General features: G+C 70.9%; 18 protein-coding genes and 1 pseudogene. 9 read left to right on the plus strand and 10 right to left on the minus strand.

The features are described from left to right. Positions 1–19 precede the first annotated feature (19 nt). Together STRBO_RS41690 and STRBO_RS0117035 are read left to right on the plus strand one after the other, a co-directional pair. A pseudogene (locus STRBO_RS41690) lies at positions 20–217 on the plus strand (DUF4291 family protein); the annotation flags it as partial. Positions 218–534: 317 nt separating this feature from the next. Then, on the plus strand, positions 535–1,818 hold the full coding sequence (locus tag STRBO_RS0117035; RefSeq protein ID WP_020114504.1) for an ATP-binding protein: 1,284 nt from the start codon (positions 535–537) through the stop codon (positions 1,816–1,818). Positions 1,819–1,993: 175 nt separating this feature from the next. On the opposite strand, the gene STRBO_RS0117040 is transcribed toward STRBO_RS0117035, so the two are convergent. Both STRBO_RS0117040 and STRBO_RS0117045 read right to left on the minus strand, forming a co-directional pair. Continuing rightward, positions 1,994–2,587: a DUF4291 domain-containing protein gene (locus tag STRBO_RS0117040; protein WP_005475573.1), complete on the minus strand. Its 594-nt coding sequence runs from the start codon at positions 2,585–2,587 to the stop codon at positions 1,994–1,996. Positions 2,588–2,807: 220 nt separating this feature from the next. Then, a complete protein-coding gene (locus STRBO_RS0117045) occupies positions 2,808–3,296 on the minus strand; it encodes a DUF3885 domain-containing protein (protein ID WP_005475572.1) in 489 nt (162 codons plus the stop codon). A gap of 247 nt (positions 3,297–3,543) precedes the next feature. On the opposite strand from STRBO_RS0117045, the gene STRBO_RS40185 reads away from it, so the two are divergent. Beyond that, on the plus strand, positions 3,544–4,029 hold the full coding sequence (locus STRBO_RS40185) for a DUF4291 domain-containing protein (RefSeq protein ID WP_245170661.1): 486 nt from the start codon (positions 3,544–3,546) through the stop codon (positions 4,027–4,029). Between the two features lie 56 nt (positions 4,030–4,085). Here the strand turns inward: STRBO_RS40185 and STRBO_RS0117055 are convergent, their stop codons facing one another. The 3 genes from STRBO_RS0117055 to STRBO_RS0117065 all read right to left on the minus strand — a co-directional run bounded on the left by STRBO_RS0117055 (position 4,086) and on the right by STRBO_RS0117065 (position 7,397). Continuing rightward, on the minus strand, positions 4,086–4,919 hold the full coding sequence (locus STRBO_RS0117055; protein WP_005475570.1) for a DUF6585 family protein: 834 nt from the start codon (positions 4,917–4,919) through the stop codon (positions 4,086–4,088). A gap of 129 nt (positions 4,920–5,048) precedes the next feature. Next, positions 5,049–6,296 carry a serine hydrolase domain-containing protein gene (locus tag STRBO_RS0117060; RefSeq protein ID WP_005475569.1) on the minus strand — a complete coding sequence of 416 codons (1,248 nt, stop codon included), beginning with the start codon at positions 6,294–6,296 and terminating at the stop codon, positions 5,049–5,051. A 132-nt stretch (positions 6,297–6,428) separates the two neighbouring features. After that, the gene (locus STRBO_RS0117065) at positions 6,429–7,397 is read right to left on the minus strand and encodes an expansin EXLX1 family cellulose-binding protein (protein WP_005475568.1); all 969 of its coding nucleotides are present in this window, start codon (positions 7,395–7,397) and stop codon (positions 6,429–6,431) included. A gap of 247 nt (positions 7,398–7,644) precedes the next feature. On the opposite strand from STRBO_RS0117065, the gene STRBO_RS0117070 reads away from it, so the two are divergent. After that, complete coding sequence (locus STRBO_RS0117070; RefSeq protein WP_005475563.1) at positions 7,645–8,385, plus strand: SDR family NAD(P)-dependent oxidoreductase; 741 nt, start codon at positions 7,645–7,647, stop codon at positions 8,383–8,385. Positions 8,386–8,509: 124 nt separating this feature from the next. Here the strand turns inward: STRBO_RS0117070 and STRBO_RS0117075 are convergent, their stop codons facing one another. The 3 genes from STRBO_RS0117075 to STRBO_RS0117085 all read right to left on the minus strand — a co-directional run bounded on the left by STRBO_RS0117075 (position 8,510) and on the right by STRBO_RS0117085 (position 10,344). Then, complete coding sequence (locus STRBO_RS0117075) at positions 8,510–9,157, minus strand: chloramphenicol phosphotransferase CPT family protein (protein ID WP_005475561.1); 648 nt, start codon at positions 9,155–9,157, stop codon at positions 8,510–8,512. After that, positions 9,154–9,333 (minus strand): hypothetical protein, encoded by a 180-nt coding sequence (locus STRBO_RS41695; RefSeq protein WP_005475560.1) that lies wholly within the window; start codon positions 9,331–9,333, stop codon positions 9,154–9,156. The genes STRBO_RS0117075 and STRBO_RS41695 overlap by 4 nt, the downstream gene beginning before the upstream one ends. Before the next feature lie 135 nt (positions 9,334–9,468). Then, positions 9,469–10,344, minus strand: coding sequence for an undecaprenyl-diphosphate phosphatase (locus STRBO_RS0117085; protein WP_005475559.1), 876 nt, complete (start codon positions 10,342–10,344; stop codon positions 9,469–9,471). A gap of 358 nt (positions 10,345–10,702) precedes the next feature. Between STRBO_RS0117085 and STRBO_RS0117090 the strand changes: the two genes are divergently transcribed. The 3 genes from STRBO_RS0117090 to STRBO_RS0117100 are packed head-to-tail and all read left to right on the plus strand — an operon-like array spanning position 10,703 to position 13,559. Continuing rightward, positions 10,703–11,920, plus strand: coding sequence for a Gfo/Idh/MocA family protein (locus STRBO_RS0117090; protein WP_167336825.1), 1,218 nt, complete (start codon positions 10,703–10,705; stop codon positions 11,918–11,920). Then, positions 11,917–12,852 carry a DUF6807 domain-containing protein gene (locus tag STRBO_RS0117095; RefSeq protein ID WP_005475553.1) on the plus strand — a complete coding sequence of 312 codons (936 nt, stop codon included), beginning with the start codon at positions 11,917–11,919 and terminating at the stop codon, positions 12,850–12,852. The genes STRBO_RS0117090 and STRBO_RS0117095 overlap by 4 nt, the downstream gene beginning before the upstream one ends. Further along, positions 12,846–13,559: a cupin domain-containing protein gene (locus tag STRBO_RS0117100; RefSeq protein ID WP_020114508.1), complete on the plus strand. Its 714-nt coding sequence runs from the start codon at positions 12,846–12,848 to the stop codon at positions 13,557–13,559. The genes STRBO_RS0117095 and STRBO_RS0117100 overlap by 7 nt, the downstream gene beginning before the upstream one ends. Positions 13,560–13,650: 91 nt before the next feature. Here STRBO_RS0117100 and STRBO_RS0117105 read toward each other — a convergent pair whose 3' ends face one another. Further along, positions 13,651–14,127 (minus strand): winged helix-turn-helix transcriptional regulator, encoded by a 477-nt coding sequence (locus tag STRBO_RS0117105; protein ID WP_005475549.1) that lies wholly within the window; start codon positions 14,125–14,127, stop codon positions 13,651–13,653. Between the two features lie 103 nt (positions 14,128–14,230). Here STRBO_RS0117105 and STRBO_RS0117110 point away from each other — a divergent pair, with 103 nt between their 5' ends. Continuing rightward, on the plus strand, positions 14,231–15,400 hold the full coding sequence (locus STRBO_RS0117110; protein WP_005475548.1) for a thiolase family protein: 1,170 nt from the start codon (positions 14,231–14,233) through the stop codon (positions 15,398–15,400). 85 nt (positions 15,401–15,485) lie between these two features. On the opposite strand, the gene STRBO_RS0117115 is transcribed toward STRBO_RS0117110, so the two are convergent. Then, positions 15,486–16,280 carry a TVP38/TMEM64 family protein gene (locus STRBO_RS0117115; protein WP_020114509.1) on the minus strand — a complete coding sequence of 265 codons (795 nt, stop codon included), beginning with the start codon at positions 16,278–16,280 and terminating at the stop codon, positions 15,486–15,488. A gap of 511 nt (positions 16,281–16,791) precedes the next feature. Between STRBO_RS0117115 and tuf the strand changes: the two genes are divergently transcribed. Further along, complete coding sequence (tuf, locus tag STRBO_RS0117125; protein WP_005475540.1) at positions 16,792–17,961, plus strand: elongation factor Tu; 1,170 nt, start codon at positions 16,792–16,794, stop codon at positions 17,959–17,961. The last annotated feature ends 6 nt before the right edge of the window (positions 17,962–17,967 follow it).

Genomic DNA, 17,967 nt, shown 5'->3' on the forward strand with positions numbered 1-17,967 from the left:
GGTGGCCCCGCACGCGACCGTGATCGAGCCTGGTCCCGTGAAGGAAAGTGACCACCTCGCGCAGAGCGAGCCCAAGTTCCGTATCCGTGCCCGGCACACCGCCGACACGGTCACCGTCTACCAGGCGTACAGCCCGCGGATCGGCGGCCCGGCCGCGCGCCACGGTCGTTTTCCGGCCGCGTGGAAGCGGGACCGGATGACCTGGGTCATCAAGCCGCGTTCACAGCCTGCAGGGGCGCGCCGGGACGGGGCAAGCCGAGTGATCCGTTCGAGCGCGGTCCAGCGTCGAAGAACGAACCATCGCCGTCCCACCCCCGGGAAGCAGGTGTGCTCGGCCGTGCCGCTGATGCCGCCAACGGCCGGCAGGCCCGATCACGGTCGCCCCGGCCCGTGGCCGACGGCTCGGCGGACATGGCAGACGGGAGGCATTCACCTCACTGGGACACTGTGGTGATGAGGTGCGAGGAGTTTGCCGCGCTCGGCACTCACCACCCCCGCAGGAGACAATGAGGGTTCGCCGCGGTAGGTGAGGTGATGGCGGTGCCCCCATGGCATCTGCGCGACTATCACGATGACGATCTTGACCAGGCCATCGAGATCTGGGACCAGAGCCGTCAGGCCGACGAGGACCGGGTGTTTCCAGTCTCCGAGGTGATGGCCGCGGCCAAGGCAGGGCAGACGGCGGTGGTCGCGGTGGTCGGCGATGAACTGGTGGGCATGGCCGTGGCGCAGGCCTACGGCCAGCGGGGGTGGATCCTCCTGGTGGCACTCGCCTCCCGCTGGCGTGAACGCGGGATCGGCAGTGCTCTCCTCGCCGAGCTCGAACGGCGCCTGCGGGCCTTGGGCGTGCGCCACATCAGCGCGCTGCTGCCCGCCCACGCCGCCGGCACGAAGGCTCTGGAGCACTCCGGCTACCAGTCCCGCGACGGCCTGACCTACTACGAGAAGCTCGAACCACCCGGAGCCCCCAACGCTGATGTCCTCGCGTCACTGGGCGGCCGGATGCTGCTCGGGGAACTGTGGGACGCCATGGCCGGCATGGAGCGGGAGAAACAGGTCGTCGAACGCCGGGTCGTGCTCCCACTGACGGAGCCTGGGCTGGCCGACCGTTACGGGGTCGTCCCTCCGAAGGCAATCATCCTGTTCGGCCCTCCCGGCACCGGGAAGACCAGCTTCGCCAAGGCGGTCGCCTCCCGGCTCGGCTGGCCGTTCGTGGAGCTCTTCCCCTCCCGGCTCGCGGCCGACACGAGCGAGGGGCTGGCCACGGCGCTGCGGGAGGCCTTCGCGGACCTGGCGGAACTCGACTCGGTGCTGCTCTTCATCGACGAGGTCGAAGAGATCGCCGGCGTGCGGTCCGGGAAAGCGGTCGATCCGGGACATGGGGTGACCAACGAGTTGCTCAAACTGATCCCTGTCTTCCGTGAACACGACGCACGGCTGCTGGCCTGTGCCACCAACTCCGTGCGCTCTCTGGACCCGGCCTTCTTGCGGCCGGGCCGGTTCGACTACGTCATTCCCATCGGCCCACCCGACCCGACCGCCCGCGCGGCGATCTGGGCCCGCTATCTCAGGGCCGCCGGTGACTCGGTGGACCTCATGCAACTGGTCGAGGCCAGCGAGCTGTTCACTCCGGCCGACATCGAATTCGCAGCCCGCAAGGGCGCGCAGGCGGCGTTCGAGCGCGAGGTCGCACAGCGAAAGGGCCGACCGGCCACCACCGATGACTTCATGACCGCCATCGCCGACACCCGGCCGACGCTCACCGCACTGGCGATCAAGGAGTTCACCGAGGACATCGAGAAGTACAGTCGCCTCTGAGACCGGTGCCGGCGCTCAGTGCGGGTCTCCGGTCCGCGCAAGTGAGGCGACCGATGCCTCCGTGCAGGTGACAAGGTCTGTGGACACGGCTTGACCTGGATCATCAAGCAGCGTTCACAGACCTTTGCCGCCATGTGACCGTGGGTGATGCTGGCGGCTGTGCCCGGCGTGCCGGTCAGGGACACAGGTGGGCCAGGAGTTCTGCACTGGCGGGGTACTCCTGTTCCTGGGGGAGCAGTCGGGCAGCTGAGTCCAGTTCGCCGTCCCTGACGAGTGCGCGGATCTCGTGGGCGAGCGGGGTGACGTCGCTGATGGACACGATCCACTCGTCGGCGTAACGCGACGACGCCTCACCCGAGAGCACCAGTTGCAGCGAGCGGTACGGCAGGGGATGGAGGTGTAGATCGCGTTCGGGATCCCACTGGACACGGGCCGGTGCGCGCTTGAGGTCACGCTGCCAGGTGTCGCGATCGGGATGCAGTCCGCGGACGTAATGCGACAGGCAGGCATGGCGCAGCGCCCAGTCGAAGCCCTCGCGAGTGATCTCGAAGGCCAGGACGGTCTCCTGCCCCTCCTTCGTGCCCCAGCCGGAGCGGTACATCATCCACATGAAACTGGGTTTGATCCACGTCATGCGGTCAGGCTTCCACGCGGCGGGAAAACGGCCGTCGCGGATGGTGGGCAATCCGATTTCAGGGGAGTACGCCTGGTAGACGGTGATCGTCGATGCCGTGTGAAGCGCGCGGATCCTGCGGTGCGGTTCTTCCATGGCGTACAGCGTGGAGTCGGCCAGGTCAGCAGGCCAGCGATTTTCGACCGCCGCTCGTTGCGACGGTGCACGTCGGACGCAGCATCGTGCGGGTTGTCGGGGGCTGTGCAGAGGAGTCGGTGACAGGCGAAAGGGTCTGTGAACGAGGCTTGACAAAGTCATCGAACAGCGTTGACAGACTCATGCGCGTCGGTCGGGGAAGGGGGAGCCGCCGTGGCTCTCAGAGGCCGGCTGGGTGACTGGAGAGCCAGTTTGTGTGTCGGTCACGCACACGGTCGCGCTCCGCAGGCATGGCGAGGATGACGTCTGCGCCGCCGTCGTAGGGATGGTGGATGCATCGAAGCTCCGTGTCGGTGAGGAAGACTTCGGCGAGTGCATCGTCCGCGACCGCTCGCAACAGCTCATCGACGCAGCCGCGTTCCCACTTGCGTCGGTCGATGTACAGACGTGTGTGGGTGTGGAAATCCGGGTCGGGGTCGTCCTGCTGCGACTCGGTCCACCAGCGGATGCCGTCAGGGTGCAGCATCTGTCGTGGCGTCGGGTAACCTGCGGGCCCGGTCGGTGTGTTCGACCAATCCATGGTCACCACGAACACGTCCGTGTCGGCGAACAACTCGTCGAGGATCGTGTTGTACCGGTCCAGCACGATCGCGTACTCGTCCTCGGACTCCGGGTAGCGCTTCGAGCTGGGAAGGCTGTGGAAACGCACCCAGCGATCCGCATACCTAGTGCGAAACGTGTGAGCGACGGGAGGGCCCGACGGATGCCGTTCCCTCCACAAAGCCGCTAGAAGATCAGGGTCGATGGCGAAACTCACCCCTTGGCCAGAGCCACACCGATCGGACAGGAAACGCGGGTCCCGGCGTGGCCGTTGTGTTGCGGTCAAGATACTGCTGGTGGTAGCCGTCGGCCGTGCAGAACGTACAGCCCTCCAAAGAAGGCAGGAAGCCACCCCGATCACGGTGGATGCAGTCTGCGAACACGGCTTGACCTGGATCAAGCCCTCCTTCCTGTGGATGATGTACCGCTGCGGCTGGGCCACCAAGGAGGGGCAGGAGACCGTGCTGGCCGTGGAGATCACCCGTGAGGGGTTCGCATGGGCGTTGCGGCACTCCTGTCTCTCGCACTACGTGCCCGAACTGCACGGCGATCAGGCGGAGTGGAAGCGCCGGTTGAGGCGGTCGTCGGCGCGGGTGCAGTGGGACCCGGAGCGGGATCTGCACCTCAACCCGCTGCCGCACCTGTCCCTCCAACTGGGGCTGACGGGCGAGGCGGCGGTGAGGTACGCGGACGAGTGGATCGTCGGGATCGAGGACGTGACGCCGCCAGCCCGGGAGGTGCACGGTCATGTGCGTGCGGGGGAACCGGGCCGGGCGGCCGCGTTGTTGCCGGTGGAGCGGCCGTATCCGGTGGCGGAGGATGCGCCGGGTCATCTGCGGTGACGAGATCCGCCAAGCGTGGTTCCGACGGGCGGCGGTTGTGCGCGGCGGGGGACCGCTCACTGCGCCGGTTGCCGCGCCGATCGCCGCAGGGCGTCCGCGACGGTGAGGAACAGGACGCTGTCCGCCACGTCGGAGACCGGCTCCCGCGCCGCCGGTTTGCGCTCACCGGTGACCAGGACGTGGATGGTCGACCCCATCAGATCGACTTCGCTGATCTTCTCCCAGGGCAGGACCCGGCCGGCGTGCTCCAGCCCGGCCAGGCTCACCGTGAAGGGGCCGAATGCCGCCCGTCCCCCGGTCTCCAACAGCGTGCCGAGTTCGGCCAGTCGTGCCCTCGCGTCCTCCTCCGCGCTCTGGCTCCGTACCGCGAGCCAGCCGTCCGCGATGAGGGTGCCCAGGTGCTGCGCCTCGGGTGTGTCGCCCGACACCATGAAGTTGCCGGCCGGCGTCTGGACGTACACGGAGTGCGTGGTCGACATGGTGACCCCGTTGCGTTCGTGCTGCGTCGCATGGCGCCGGCATCCGGTGATCTCGTCCCAGGACACGGCGATCGGTGGCCGCGAACCGTACTGGTAGACCACACCGTCCGCGAACACGGCACACCAGGTGACGGGCCTGAACAGTGCGGCCAGTGGAACGGCGATCGCCCCGAGGAAGCTGCATCCGCCGAGGACGATGAAGAGGATCGCGTTGGTCCACTCGCTCTCCCCGCTGATGACGAAGACCATCATCACGCAGAACGCGGTGACCAGGAGGAGCATGAAGGAGCCCCACCAGGACACCGCGCTCGTCCGTGCGCGGAAGGCGTACCGTCCGTCCCCGAGCTGTCGCTCCGCCGCCGCAGCCGGCACTGTCGACGGGATCTCGTCCCAGAGGTTCCGGGCCACCATCGCAACTCCCCCCACGCGTCAATCGCCCTCAACAGGCTTGTGTGCGAGCCGAGTTGACGATGTGAACATCCTCGGGATGCTACGGTGCCTGGCTGAAAAGCGGTAGACGCCTCGGCTCTGTCGGGAGGGTCAGTCGCCTCTTCGGCCGAGCAGTTCGCAGACCGCGTTCTCCTCGACCGCGCGGAGCCGCTCCAGGAGGCCGGGGTCGAGTGTCCTGTTCACCTGGGTGGTGAGCGAGAAGGTGAGGGATCTGCGGCCGTCGGGGGTCGCGGCGATCAGCTGGGTGTAGCCGGGGAAGTTCCCGGTGTGCCCCAGCACCACCCCGCAGCGGGTGTCGTATCGGAAGAGGGCGAGTCCCGCTCTGTTGCGGCCCGGGCCGGCCGGTTCGGACGCCCCCTCGATCCAGCGGCGCTGCTCGCGCAGAACGGATCTCGACGTCAGCTCCCCGGCGGCGTAGCCGCGGATGAACCGGGTCAGGTCACGCGGGGTGGAGACGATCCCGCCCGAGGCCCAGACACCGGACGCGCTCAGCGCTTCACTGACGTCCTCCGGCGGCGCGGGCGGCTCGACGGCGTAGCCGTGCATGTACGGCTCCGGCATCTCGTAACCCAGCGGCAGGCTGGTGTCGGTCAGGCCGAGCGGCCGGTACACGAGCCGGCTCAGCAGTTCCTCGTACGGCCGGCGGGTCACCGCCTCCGCCATCAGTGCGGCGGCGATGTTGTCGGAGTTGGAGTACCGGTACCGGGAGCCGGGGCGGAAGCGCAGCGGTTCGTCCGCGACGAAGTCCAGCAGCCGGCGCGGGTCGAAGGTGCGGCGCGGGTCCGCGAGCAGCAGTTCCAGGAACTCCGGGTCCTCGCTGTAGTCCGGCAGGCCACTGGTGTGGTTCAGCAACTGCCGCAACGTGACCGACCGCCAGGCGCGCGGCAGCCGGGGCAGGGTGCGGCCGATGGTGCTGTCGAGGCCGAGCGCGCCCCGCTCCACCAGGCTCAGTGCCACGGCTCCGCTGAACGCCTTCGCCGTACTGGCGATCCGCGTGTGGTCGGTGGGCTCGATCGCACGGCCGGTCTCCAGGTCGGCGACCCCGGCGCGCAGGACACGTGACGTGCGGTCCCGTTGCAGTACGACGATCACACCTGGCGGCCCTCCGGGAGCGCCGACCAGTTCTTCGAGCTGCCGTTGCAGGGTCTGCTCGCTCCCGCCGGAGCCGTACCCCGGGACGGTGTCGCCGGCGGCGCCCGCCGCGGGGGCCAGGAGCAGGCCACCCAGGCAGGACGCGCCGAGCAGAGCGACGAGGGACAGGCGCAGACCGCGGCGGGAGCGAGGACCCGTACGGGTGCGCGTACGGCTGTGCGGGCGGCAAGCGGGGGTGAGTGACATGAGGGTCCCGGGAGGATCGGCGGGCAGGACACCCTCAGCATCGGCCGGACCACGGTCGCTCGCGCGCGAGCTTGCGCTGTCCGGCCGATCGGCCCCGCGAGCCGTTCGCGGCGCGGGAGAAGGACGGCGGCGTCAGCGCGCGGTGAACTGCACCCCGGTGGGCTGCACGATGTTCGGCCGTACCGCAGGCCCGTCGACGGTCAGCTGCTCCCCGTAGATGTCGGTGATCCTGAGCGCGCCACCGCACCCGCCGCCCTGCTCGGAGAGGAAGTAGTTGTAATCGGTGCGGGGCAGTCGGGTCCAGGCCCCGCCGGCGCGGACCTCCAGGCGGGCCACCGGGTTGCGGTGACCGATCACCTGAATGCCGCACCAGTACTGGCTGGAACCCGTCTTGTACCGGATCGAGATCCGCTCGGACGTGTCCGGGCTGACCAGACTCCAGGTGATCGGGATCTGGCCCTGGGAGGGGGTGGCCAGCTTGGCGAAGGCCTGTGCGCTGAGGTCGAGTTGGCCGGGCTTGCAGGGCGCCGGGCATACGTTGGTGATCCGGACGGTGATGGCGGCGCCGCCCGCCGCGCGGACGCGCACGTAAGCCCCGCAGGCCTTGGAGACCTCGTAGTCGGTGGTGTTCATCGCCGCCGTCATGACGTCGTCACTGGGGTCGTACGAGCAGGCTCCGCTGCCGTCGGAGTCGTAGAAGGTGGCGATCCCCTGGTGTTCGACCCCGGGACGGATCCGCCCGGCCAGCTGTCCCGAGGCGGATCCGCCCTGCCGGGTGGCGGCGGGTGATGGCGGGGTGGGCTCGGTGGTCGCGGTCGCCGACCGGGTGGGTCCGGACTTCGAGGGCGACGGGGACGGGGACTTCGAGGGCGTGGCGGAGGGTTTCCGCTTCGGTGCCTCGGAAGAGGGGGCGGTCGCCTCGGAGGTGGTGGCGACGGGTGCGGCGCCGACCTTCCCGGCGGCCTCGGTGTCGCTTCCGCGGTCGGGGCCGAAGGCGATGACGAGCGACGCGGCGAGTCCGGCGGCCGCGACAGCGGCGACGGATATGAGGGCGGTGCGCCGCTTGGGCCGGGGGGAGGAGCGATGGGAACGGGCTGCCACGTTCAGATCCTTCGGTTCCGTGCTGGTTCGGGGAGAGGGAGCGGGTCCGGAAAAGTGTGATTCGGGGGAAGTGTGATGTCTGTGGGGCTCGTGTGGAGGAGCCTTCCACTCCTGGGTTGCCGCCGGGGCCGGAATGGTTGCCCTCGATGTGAGCCACCGCGCGGGCGGCGATCGTAGGATGATCGATCGCCGGGTCTTCGGTGGCCGCGCGACCGCGTGGACCACGTCCGCTTTCAGGGGGGTTGGGATGTCACGACCGGTCACGGTGGTCACGGGTGGGAGCCGGGGGATCGGCGCCGCGACCTGCCTGCGGCTCGCGGCGGACGGGCACGACGTGGTCGTGGGCTACGTGCACGACGGGGCGGCCGCCGAGTGGATCGCGACGGGGGCGCGGGCGAACGGGGCGCGCTGTGTCACGGTCAGGGCGGACACCGCGGTGGAGGCCGACGTGGACCGCCTGTTCGAGACGGCGGCCGACCGGATCGGACCGGTGACGGGGCTGGTCAACAACGCCGGGGTGACCGGCCCGTTCGGGAGGCTGGCGGACACCGACACGGAGGTGCTGCGGCGGGTGGTCGAGGTCAACCTCCTCGGCGTGCTGCTGTGTTCGCGGCGGGCGGCCAAGGTGATGACGGCCGCGGGGGGCGGCGTCATCGTGAACGTGTCCTCGGCGGCGGCCACGCTGGGCAGCCCCGGCGAGTACGTCCACTACGCGGCGACCAAGGCCGCGGTCGACGCGCTGACGACGGGGCTCGCGAAGGAACTCGGGCCGGACGGCATCCGGGTCAACGCGGTGGCGCCCGGGGTGATCGACACGGAGATCCACGCGCGGATGGGGGACCCGGAGCGCGCCGACCGTATCGCCGCGTCCGTACCGCTGCGGCGCCCCGGCCGCGCCGACGAGATCGCCTCGGCCATCGCCTGGCTCATGTCCCCGGAGGCGTCGTACACCACGGGTGCGGTGCTGCGGGTGTCGGGCGGTCGCTGACGCGGCGCGGGGGTAGGGGTCCGCGGTCCGCCTGCGGGTCGTGGGGGTAGGCCCGGGTTGTCGGTCGACTGCCGGTCGTGGGTGGTTGCTCGCGCAGTTCCCCGCGCCCCTGTCCGGGGTGTGGTCAGGCAGTTCCCCGCGCCCGTGTCCGGGGTGCGGTCAGCCGGCCGGTGTCCCGTTCGTCGCGTAGGCGTTGGAACGCGGTCGGTGTCGGTCTGTCGGACAGGAAGGCCTTGATGCGGGCCGCGCATCGCGGCGGATCCGCCCGGCTCGTGTCGCACTCGACGTCGTAGAGGCCGTGCGCGTGGACCTGGGCCAGCTGCCGCGCGGCCAGTCCCGGGGGCCGGTCGCCCCGCTGCCGTTCGCGGCGTTCCAGTTCGGCGCGGGGACAGTGCACCCCGACGAACACCACGTCCTGCGGCACGAAGAGGTCGAGGCAGTCCCGCAGGCGCCATTCCGCGCTCAGGACGTGGTCCATGACGACCAGGTTGCCCGCGGCGGCCATGCCGGCGATCGCGCGGTGGTAACCCCGCCAGGTGTCGTGCAGCACGCCGGCGAGCCGTTCGGGGGGTATCCGCCGTCCGGTCCGCATGGCGTGGAACGCGTCGACCGGGATGTGGAAGGACGGTTCGTCGAGGATGTGGAGCAGTTCCGCCGCGATGCTCGACTTGCCCGAACTGGACGTGCCGTTCAGGAAGATGATCAGGCCGCCGGTGCCGCCCTCCGGCTCGTCGGCCTCGGCGGCGGCCGGGGCTCGCCGGGCGGGGTTCACGCGGCTTCGACGACGTCCGCGCGTATCGCCGCGGCCCACTCCGCGACCAACAGCTCGTACTCCGCCCGCTCCTGGGCCGACAGCGACCCGCCGGCGCGCCGCCACAGCGCTCGGATCCGGTCGTTCAGGTCGTCGGCGGACCGCACGGAACCACGGACAAGGGGATCGGGGGACATGTCGACAAGAGTAGGCGCCCCGACTGACAGTGCGCTACGGGGCGGCTACGGATGCCGTATGTGGTTGGTCACGGAAGGGAGTCGGGGCGGAACGGTTCGATCATGCCGACGCGGATCAGCCCGCCCCGGCCCGCCTCAGCCCGCCGACTCGCCCGCGTGCGGGCTCAGTACGCCCATCGACACCAGGACGACGATCACGATGCCGAGCGCGATGCGGTACCAGACGAACGGCATGAAGCTCTTGGTGGAGATGAATTTCATGAACCACGCGATGACCGCGTAACCCACGAAGAAGGCGATGACCGTGGCCAAGATCGTCGGTCCCCAGGAGACGTGCCCGCCCTCCATCGCGTCCTTCAGCTCGTAGCCGCCCGAGGCGATCACGGCCGGGATGGCGAGCAGGAAGGAGTAGCGGGCCGCGGCCTCGCGCTTGTAGCCCATGAGGAGGCCACCGCTGATGGTGGCGCCGGAGCGGGAGACGCCGGGGATGAGGGCCATGGCCTGGCAGAGGCCGAAGATCAGGCCGTCCTTGACGCTGAGCTGTTCGAGGCTCTTGCGCTCCTTGGCGGCGCGGTGCTTGCCGCCGGTCTCGTCGCGCGCGGCCAGACGGTCCGCGACGCCCAGGACGATGCCCATGACGATCAGCATGGTCGCCGTGAGGCGCAGATCGCGGAACGGGCCCTCGATCTGGTCCTTGAGCGTCACGCCGAGGACGCCGATCGGGATGGAGCCGACGATCACCAGCCAGCCCATCTGGGCGTCGTTGTCGCTGCGCATCTCCTTGTCGAACAAGGAGCGGGACCACGCCGAGATGATCTTGGCGATGTCCTTGCGGAAGTAGATCAGCACGGCGGCCTCGGTGCCGATCTGGGTGATCGCGGTGAAGGCCGCGCCCGGGTCCTCCCAGCCGGAGAAGGCCGCGGTCAGGCGCAGATGCGCGCTGGAGGAGACGGGGAGGAATTCGGTCAGCCCCTGGACGAGTCCGAGGATGATGGATTCAAACCAAGACATGAAGTTACGTGGTCCAAGCGCTGATCGTGGAGGGCCGACGGAAGACGTGCCGCGCCGCGGGGCGGGTGATCACAGGTGCTGGGGGCAGCCTAGCGCCCCGTGAGGACAGGGCTGTCACAGGGGTTTCGCAGGGCCGTCCGGCGGGCGGGCGGAGGGTGTGCGCGGCACGGGTGGAGCATCGGCGTCCCGAGGCGTGGAACGGCCGGATCCGTGGTGTTGACCAGTCACTATGTCCGCACATACTTTGCTGGCGAGGGAAAGCGCTTGCCGTCGTGAGGGCCGCCGCACCGCCGGAGCCCCCGCCACCAGGCGTTGGCCGACGTCCGATGTCACGTTCGATGGAGTGCTGATCACGTCCATGTCCACACCCAGCAACGACCCGAGCCCGGCTGCGGACCACCGGCCGAACCGACCGCCGGCCCCGCTCGCCGGCCGGCGTGTCCGTGCGGCGATCATCGGCATCGGCGCCATCGGCGGCGGTTCCCACCTGCCCGCGCTCGCTCGGCTCGCCGAGGAGGGCGAGACCGAGGTCGTGGCGGCGGTCGACATCGATGCCGACGCGGTGGCGAAGTTCTGCGCGGAGCACGGCATCCCGCACGGCTACACCGATCTGGACCGCATGCTGGCGGAGCAGAGCCCCGACCTGGTCAGCGTCTGCACCCCGCCGACCCTGCACCGGGACCAGACGATCGCCGCGCTGCGGGCCGGCGCCTGGGTGTGGTGCGAGAAGCCGCCGGTGCCGACGCTGGCCGACTTCGACGCCGTCGAGGCGGAGGAGGGGGCGGACAGCGGGGGGCCGTACGCCTCGATCGTCTTCCAGCACCGCTTCGGCTCCGGTGCGCGGCACGTACGGCAGCTGATCGCCGGGCGGAGCCTCGGGCGCCCGCTCGTCGCGCACTGCCAGACCACCTGGCACCGGGACACCGCCTACTACGCCGTGCCCTGGCGCGGTCGTTGGGCGACGGAGGGCGGCGGGCCCGCGATGGGGCACGGCATCCACCAGATGGACCTGCTGCTCGATCTGCTCGGCCCGTGGAGCGAGGTCCGGGCGATGGCAGGCCGGCTGGTCCACGACGTGGAGACCGAGGACGTCTCCACGGCCCTCGTGCGCTTCGAGAGCGGCGCCCTGGCGACCGTCGTCAACAGCGTCCTCAGCCCCGACGAGGTCAGCCGCATCCGCATCGACTGCGAGCGCGCCACCGTCGAACTGACCCATCTGTACGGCCACTCCAACGCCGACTGGTCCGTCACCCCCGCCCCGGGCACCCCGGAGGCCGACGCGGCGGCCTGGCGGGACTTCGGCGAGGACGTGCCCAGCTCGCACCTGGCGCAGCTGCGTGAACTCGTGGCGAGCATGCGGGCCGGCGAGCGGCCGCGCAGCAGCGGCGCCGACGGGCGTACGAGCCTGGAGCTGATCGCCGCGCTGTACAAGTCCGCGTTCACCGATGTGACCGTGCGGCGCGGCGAGATCGGGCCCGGTGATCCGTACTACACCGCCATGCACGGCGGCGCCCCCGGGTGGGCGCCCGGAACCGTCCAGGTGTCCGCCGACGCGACCGAGGAGACCACGGCATGACCTTCCACGACGGGCTGCGCGTCGTCCACGCCCACGGGGACCGGATCACGGTCACCGAACCCGCCACCGGTGTGGAGCTGTTGAGCTACGTCTACCGGCCGGAGGCCGCCTGGGAGGCGCCGAAGCCGTATCTGCACCCGGTCCGGACGCTGGCCGGGGACGTCGTCACCGACTTCCGGCCCAACGACCACCGCTGGCACAAGGGGCTGCAGCTGACGGCCTCGCACCTGTCGGGCCAGAACCTGTGGGGCGGCAACTCGTACGTGCACGGCGAGGGGTATCTGCCGCTCCCGGAGCGGGTCGGTTCGATGGCGCACGCCGGCTTCGACGTCGTCGAGTCGGACGGCGAGCGGGTCGTGATCGCCGAGCGGCTGACCTGGCACCCGCACACGGGTGAGCTGTGGGCCGACGAGGAGCGCCGGATCGAGATCCACGACGTGGACACCGAGTCGGGTTCCTGGGCGCTGACATGGACGAGCGCGATCACCAACCGCCGCGACGAGCCGCTGCTGTTCGGCAGCCCCACGACCGCCGGGCGCGAGATGGCGGGCTACACGGGGCTGTTCTGGCGCGGCCCGCGTGCCTTCCGGGACGGGCGGATCATCGGGCCCGACTCCGCGGGACCCGACCTGATGGGGGAGCAGGCCGCCTGGCTGGCCTACTCGGGCGAGCACGACGGCACCGACGGACACGCCACGCTCGTCTTCGCGCACGCGCCCGAGAACGACCACACGGGAGCCGGGGGCGCCCACCCGGCGCACTGGTTCGTCCGCAACGAGCCCTTCGCCGCAGTCGCCCCCTCCTGGGCCTTCTACGACGAGCTGGCGCTGGCTCCCGGTGACACGCTCACCCGTCGCTACCGGGTCGTCGTGGCGGACGGGGCCTGGGAACGGGAGGAGATCGCCAAGTACCTGGAGGCGCACCCGTGGTGAGCGGATACGAGGGACTGCCCGGCGGGGTCGCCGTCTCGCACCTGGCCGTCTACGACTGGCCCGCGGCCGACGGGCCCTGCGGCGGAACTCCCCATATGCACCTGACCTGTTCGGAGGCGTACGTCGTCACCGGCGGGCGGGGGGCGGTGCAGACGCTGACGGTCTCCGGGTACGAGGTGACGCCGCTCGCGCCCGGGACGGTCGCCCGGTTCACGCCCGGCACCATCCACCGGCTGGTCAACGAGGACGATCTGCGGATCACCGTCCTCATGCAGAACAGCGGGCTGCCGGAGGCGGGTGACGCCGTCCTCACCCTGCCCCCGGAGTACCTGACCGACCCGGACACGTACGCCGCCGCCACCCGCATCCCGGTGGAAGCGCCGAAGGAGGAGCAGGAGCGGGCCGCCCGGGTCCGTCGCGACCTCGCCCTGGCGGGCTACCGGGCGCTGCGCGACGCGTCCGGCCCCGAACCGCTCGCCGCGTTCCACCGGGCCGCCGCCGCGCTGGTCCGGCCCCGGCTCGCCGAGTGGCGGGCGCGCTGGGAGCGGGGGGCGCGGGCCGCCGCCGCCGCGACGCGGGAGCAGCTGGACCGGCTGGAGCGGGGGGACGTGTCCCATCTGGCCGATGCCGGGGTGTGGGCCGAGAAGCCCTCCGAGTCCGGGAAGTTCGGGATGTGCGGGCGCTTGGACGTCTACAAGGGGGATTGAGCAGGGGGTCCCGGGCGCCTCGGAGCCCGGGGAGTGCTGTGGTCGAGCGGCTGCCGGTGGTGTGCGGTTGCTCGCGCAGCTCACCGCGCTCCTATGGGGCGGGGATCGTCGGGCCTTTCACCGACCAGCCCGGGGTCCGCGGGTGGGCCTTGAGGTCCTCGTGGTGGATCTCGGTGTCGCAGGCCGTGCAGGTGACCTTCGGGAGCAGTGGCTCGCCACAGGAGTGTTCGATCACCATGGGGCGGTCGTCGTCCGGGTGGAGGTGGCGGTCGCCCCAGGCCATGAGGGTCATCAGGACCGGCTCCAGTTCGAGCCCCGCCCGGGTGGGCCGGTACTCGTAGCGCCGCGGGCGCTCGTGGTAGGCGTGCTTGTCCAGGACGCCCGCGTCCACCAGGCGCCGGAGGCGGCTCGCCAGCACGTCGCGTGGCGCCCCGATGTTGCGGACCAGCTGGTCGAAGCGGCCGTTGCCGAGGCAGACCTCGCGCAGGACCAGCAGGGAGTACTTCTCACCGACGATCGCCAGGGTGTCGGCGATGGAACAGGGGCGCGGATCTCCGGAGGCTGGCATGCACCCAGTCTAAAGGAGGGTTTGATTTTCCAACTCGCAGGATTATGGTGAGTTGGGAAATCCTACTCACTGGTAGTCCCCCGGCAGTCGTGGAGGCCCGCCCATGCGTGACGCAGTCGTCGTCGAAGCCGTACGCACCCCGATTGGCAAGGGCAGGCCGACCGGCGCCCTCGCCCATGTCCACCCCGTGGAACTCCTCGCCCACACCCTGCGCACCCTCGTCGACCGGGTGGGTGTCGACCCCGCGCTCGTCGACGACGTCATCGGCGGCACCGTCGACCAGGTCGGCGAGCAGGCCATGAACACCACCCGCTACGCCGTCCTCTCGGCGGGCTTCCCGGACACGGTGCCCGCGACCACGGTCGACCGGCAGTGCGGCTCCTCCCAGCAGGCCGTGCACTTCGCGGCCCAGGGCGTGATGTCGGGGGCGTACGACATGGTCGTCGCCTGCGGGGTGGAGTCGATGAGCCGGGTGCCGATGTGGTCCAACGTGCCGCCCGGCAAGGACCCGTTCGGCCCGGGTGTCGCCGCGCGCTTCCCCGAGGGGCTCGTCCCGCAGGGCATCAGCGCCGAGCTGATCGCCGCGAAGTGGTCGCTCGGCCGGGATCGGCTGGACGCCTTCGCGGTGTCGTCCCACCGCAAGGCCGCCGCGGCCTGGGACGGCGGCCTCTTCGACGCCGAGGTCGCGCCGCTGGAGGGACTGACGCGCGACGAGTGCGTACGGCCCGGCACCACTGCCGAGATCCTCGCCGGGCTGCGGCCCGCGTATCACGACCCCGGGTTCGCCGAGCGGTTCCCGCAGATCGAGTGGAACGTCACCGCGGGGAACGCGAGCCCCGTCAACGACGGTGCCTCGGCCGTCCTCATCACGTCAGGGGAGACGGCGGCCCGGCTCGGCCTGCGCCCGCTCGCCCGGCTGCACAGCTTCGCCGTCACCGGCTCGGATCCGGTGCTGATGCTCACGGGGGTCGTCCCGGCCACGCAGAAGGTGCTCCGGCGGGCCGGGCTGGACCTCGACGACATCGACCTCTTCGAGGTGAACGAGGCGTTCTCCAGCGTGGTCCTCGCCTGGCAGCAGGAGACGGGTGCCGACCTGGCGAAGGTCAACGTCCACGGGGGCGCCATCGCCCTCGGCCATCCGCTCGGGGCCAGCGGCACACGCCTGACGACGACGCTGGTGCACGCCATGCGGGAACGCGGCGCCCGCTACGGGCTGCAGACGATGTGCGAGGCCGGCGGGCTGGCCAACGCGATGGTCCTGGAGGCCGTCTGAGCCGCGGGCGCCGGTCGCGCGAGGGCCGGGGCCGGCCGCGCGCTGCCGGGATGGGACCGCGGCCCTGCGGACCGCGCCCACGAGGTCAGCCGGCGCGCAGGTGGTGGCGTTTGCGCCAGGCCAGTGCCGCGCCGACCAGGGCCGGCACCGCGATGCAGGCCATGGCGATCAGGAAGGCGGGGGAGGTCGGGGACGAGGCCCGGGCGCCGGCGACCGCGTACGCGGCGGTGTTCGGGATCGAGCCGAGGGCCGTGGCGAGCAGGAAGGGGAGATAACCCATGCGGGAGACGGACGCGCAATAGTTCGCCGCCCAGAAGGGCACTCCCGGGAACAGCCGGGCCGCCAGCATCGAGCGGAAGCCGTGGCGGCTGAGCTGACCGTCCGCCGACTTCAGCCAGCGGTGGCGCAACAGGGGACGCAGGGCGTCCTGCCCGAGCATCCGGCCCAGACCGAAGGCGATCCCGGCCCCGAGGACCGTGCCCGCGAGCGCCGACGCCAGTCCCAGCTGGGAACCGAAGAGAGCGCCCGCCGCGATGTTGAGGATCGGCCGGGGCACGAACGCGACCGTGCACAGCCCGTACGCCACCGCGAACATCACGACCGCCGCGGCGCCGCTCAGCTGGGGCGGCCAGCCGTCGGCCAGCAGCCGCTGAGGCTCGAACAGCAGGACGGTCGACACGGCGCCCAGGAGCAGCATCACGAGGAACGAGAACCGCGCCCACGGCGCGAGCAGCACTCTGCCCCAGCGGGCGGCCCGGCCGAGGGGCACGGTCGGAACGGCGACGGGTGGGACGACGGGTGCGGCGACGGCGAGCTCCGTTGCGGCGGTCCGGGGAAGAACCGTGGCGGTGCCCCCAGAGCGGGTGGTGGCATCGAGCATTCGTCGACGGTAACCGACCCATGTACGTGTATGCCGTACGGAACGTCTCACGGGGGTCACAGGGAGCGGAACATGGGGCTCGCCGGCCACGGCCCACCCGGGTCCCCCACGGGCACCGCGCACCGTGCCGCCTGCACCTTCCCGAACACGGCTCCGGGCCGGGCGCCGTTCACCCCGCCATCCCCTTGTGAAGCATCTCTCTTCGGCCGTCTCCCGGAACCCGTCCGTACCGAAAACCGTTCGACGACAGCCGACTTGTCGACGATGATCGACGTCATGTTCCGGCACGCCTTCGCTCTCGCCGCATCCGCCACAGGCGCGGATGCCCCGAAGGCTGCCCTTCTGATCGTCGTGGCCGCCGCAGACGGCGCCCGAAGCTGACTCTTCCCGGACATTCCGGCGGACCCCGCAGGGGGAGGGTCGGCAAGACCTCGGGGTCCCCGTCCCGGCAGCGCCCTCAGTCCCGCCGGGACCTCACTCAGTACCGCTGAAGAGACTTCGAGGTACCGCCATGTCCAAGACCGCTTACGTCCGCACGAAACCACATCTCAACATCGGCACCATGGGCCATGTCGACCACGGCAAGACCACCCTGACCGCCGCCATCACCAAGGTCCTCGCCGAGCGCGGGGCCGGCACCTTCGTGCCGTTCGACCGCATCGACCGCGCCCCGGAGGAGGCGGCGCGCGGCATCACCATCAACATCGCGCACGTCGAGTACGAGACCGACACCCGGCACTACGCGCACGTCGACATGCCCGGCCACGCCGACTACGTCAAGAACATGGTCACCGGGGCCGCGCAGCTCGACGGGGCGATCCTCGTCGTCTCCGCGCTCGACGGGATCATGCCGCAGACCGCCGAGCACGTGCTGCTGGCCCGGCAGGTGGGGGTGAACCACGTCGTCGTCGCCCTGAACAAGGCCGACGCCGGCGACGAGGAGCTGATCGACCTCGTCGAACTGGAGGTCCGCGAGCTGCTCACCGCGCACGGGTACGGCGGCGACTCCGTACCGGTCGTACGGGTGTCCGGGCTCAAGGCACTCGAAGGGGACCCCCGGTGGACGGCGTCCATCGACGCGCTGCTGGACGCGGTGGACACGTACGTCCCGATGCCCGAGCGGTATCTGGACGCGCCGTTCCTGCTGTCCGTGGAGAACGTGCTCACGATCACGGGCCGGGGGACCGTCGTCACGGGCGCCGTCGAGCGGGGCACGATCCACGTGGGCGACCGGGTCGAGGTGCTCGGTGCCGAGGTGGAGACGGTCGTCACCGGGCTGGAGACCTTCGGCAAGCCGATGTCGGAGGCGCAGGCGGGGGACAACGTGGCGCTGCTGCTGCGCGGGGTGGGACGGGACGCCGTCCGGCGCGGGCACGTGGTGGCCGCGCCCGGCAGCGTCGTGCCCAGGCGCCACTTCACCGCGCAGGTGTATGTGCTCTCGGCGCGCGAGGGCGGGCGCTCGACCCCGGTGTCCACCGGGTACCGGCCGCAGTTCTACATCCGTACGGCGGACGTCGTCGGGGATGTGGACCTCGGCGAGATCGCCGTCGCGCGGCCCGGGGACCGGGTCACGATGAGTGTGGAGCTGGGCCGGGAGGTTCCGTTGGAGCCGGGGCTCGGATTCGCGATCCGTGAGGGTGGCCGGACCGTGGGAGCGGGAACCGTGTCGGCCGTTCGGTAGGCGGTC

The organism is Streptomyces bottropensis ATCC 25435, assembly GCF_000383595.1.
In the GTDB taxonomy this organism is placed as follows: domain Bacteria; phylum Actinomycetota; class Actinomycetes; order Streptomycetales; family Streptomycetaceae; genus Streptomyces; species Streptomyces bottropensis.

Coding starts and splice junctions, on each gene's coding strand:
- STRBO_RS0117060 (WP_005475569.1), bottom strand. CDS start 6,296: ATGTCACTCACCCCCGCTTGCCGCCCGCACAGCCGTACGCGCACCCGT.
- STRBO_RS0117110 (WP_005475548.1), top strand. CDS start 14,231: ATGCGTGACGCAGTCGTCGTCGAAGCCGTACGCACCCCGATTGGCAAG.
- STRBO_RS0117070 (WP_005475563.1), top strand. CDS start 7,645: ATGTCACGACCGGTCACGGTGGTCACGGGTGGGAGCCGGGGGATCGGC.
- STRBO_RS0117085 (WP_005475559.1), bottom strand. CDS start 10,344: ATGTCTTGGTTTGAATCCATCATCCTCGGACTCGTCCAGGGGCTGACC.
- STRBO_RS0117090 (WP_167336825.1), top strand. CDS start 10,703: ATGTCCACACCCAGCAACGACCCGAGCCCGGCTGCGGACCACCGGCCG.
- STRBO_RS0117055 (WP_005475570.1), bottom strand. CDS start 4,919: ATGGTGGCCCGGAACCTCTGGGACGAGATCCCGTCGACAGTGCCGGCT.
- STRBO_RS0117105 (WP_005475549.1), bottom strand. CDS start 14,127: ATGCCAGCCTCCGGAGATCCGCGCCCCTGTTCCATCGCCGACACCCTG.
- STRBO_RS41695 (WP_005475560.1), bottom strand. CDS start 9,333: ATGTCCCCCGATCCCCTTGTCCGTGGTTCCGTGCGGTCCGCCGACGAC.
- STRBO_RS0117115 (WP_020114509.1), bottom strand. CDS start 16,280: ATGCTCGATGCCACCACCCGCTCTGGGGGCACCGCCACGGTTCTTCCC.
- tuf (WP_005475540.1), top strand. CDS start 16,792: ATGTCCAAGACCGCTTACGTCCGCACGAAACCACATCTCAACATCGGC.
- STRBO_RS0117095 (WP_005475553.1), top strand. CDS start 11,917: ATGACCTTCCACGACGGGCTGCGCGTCGTCCACGCCCACGGGGACCGG.
- STRBO_RS0117040 (WP_005475573.1), bottom strand. CDS start 2,587: ATGGAAGAACCGCACCGCAGGATCCGCGCGCTTCACACGGCATCGACG.
- STRBO_RS0117035 (WP_020114504.1), top strand. CDS start 535: ATGGCGGTGCCCCCATGGCATCTGCGCGACTATCACGATGACGATCTT.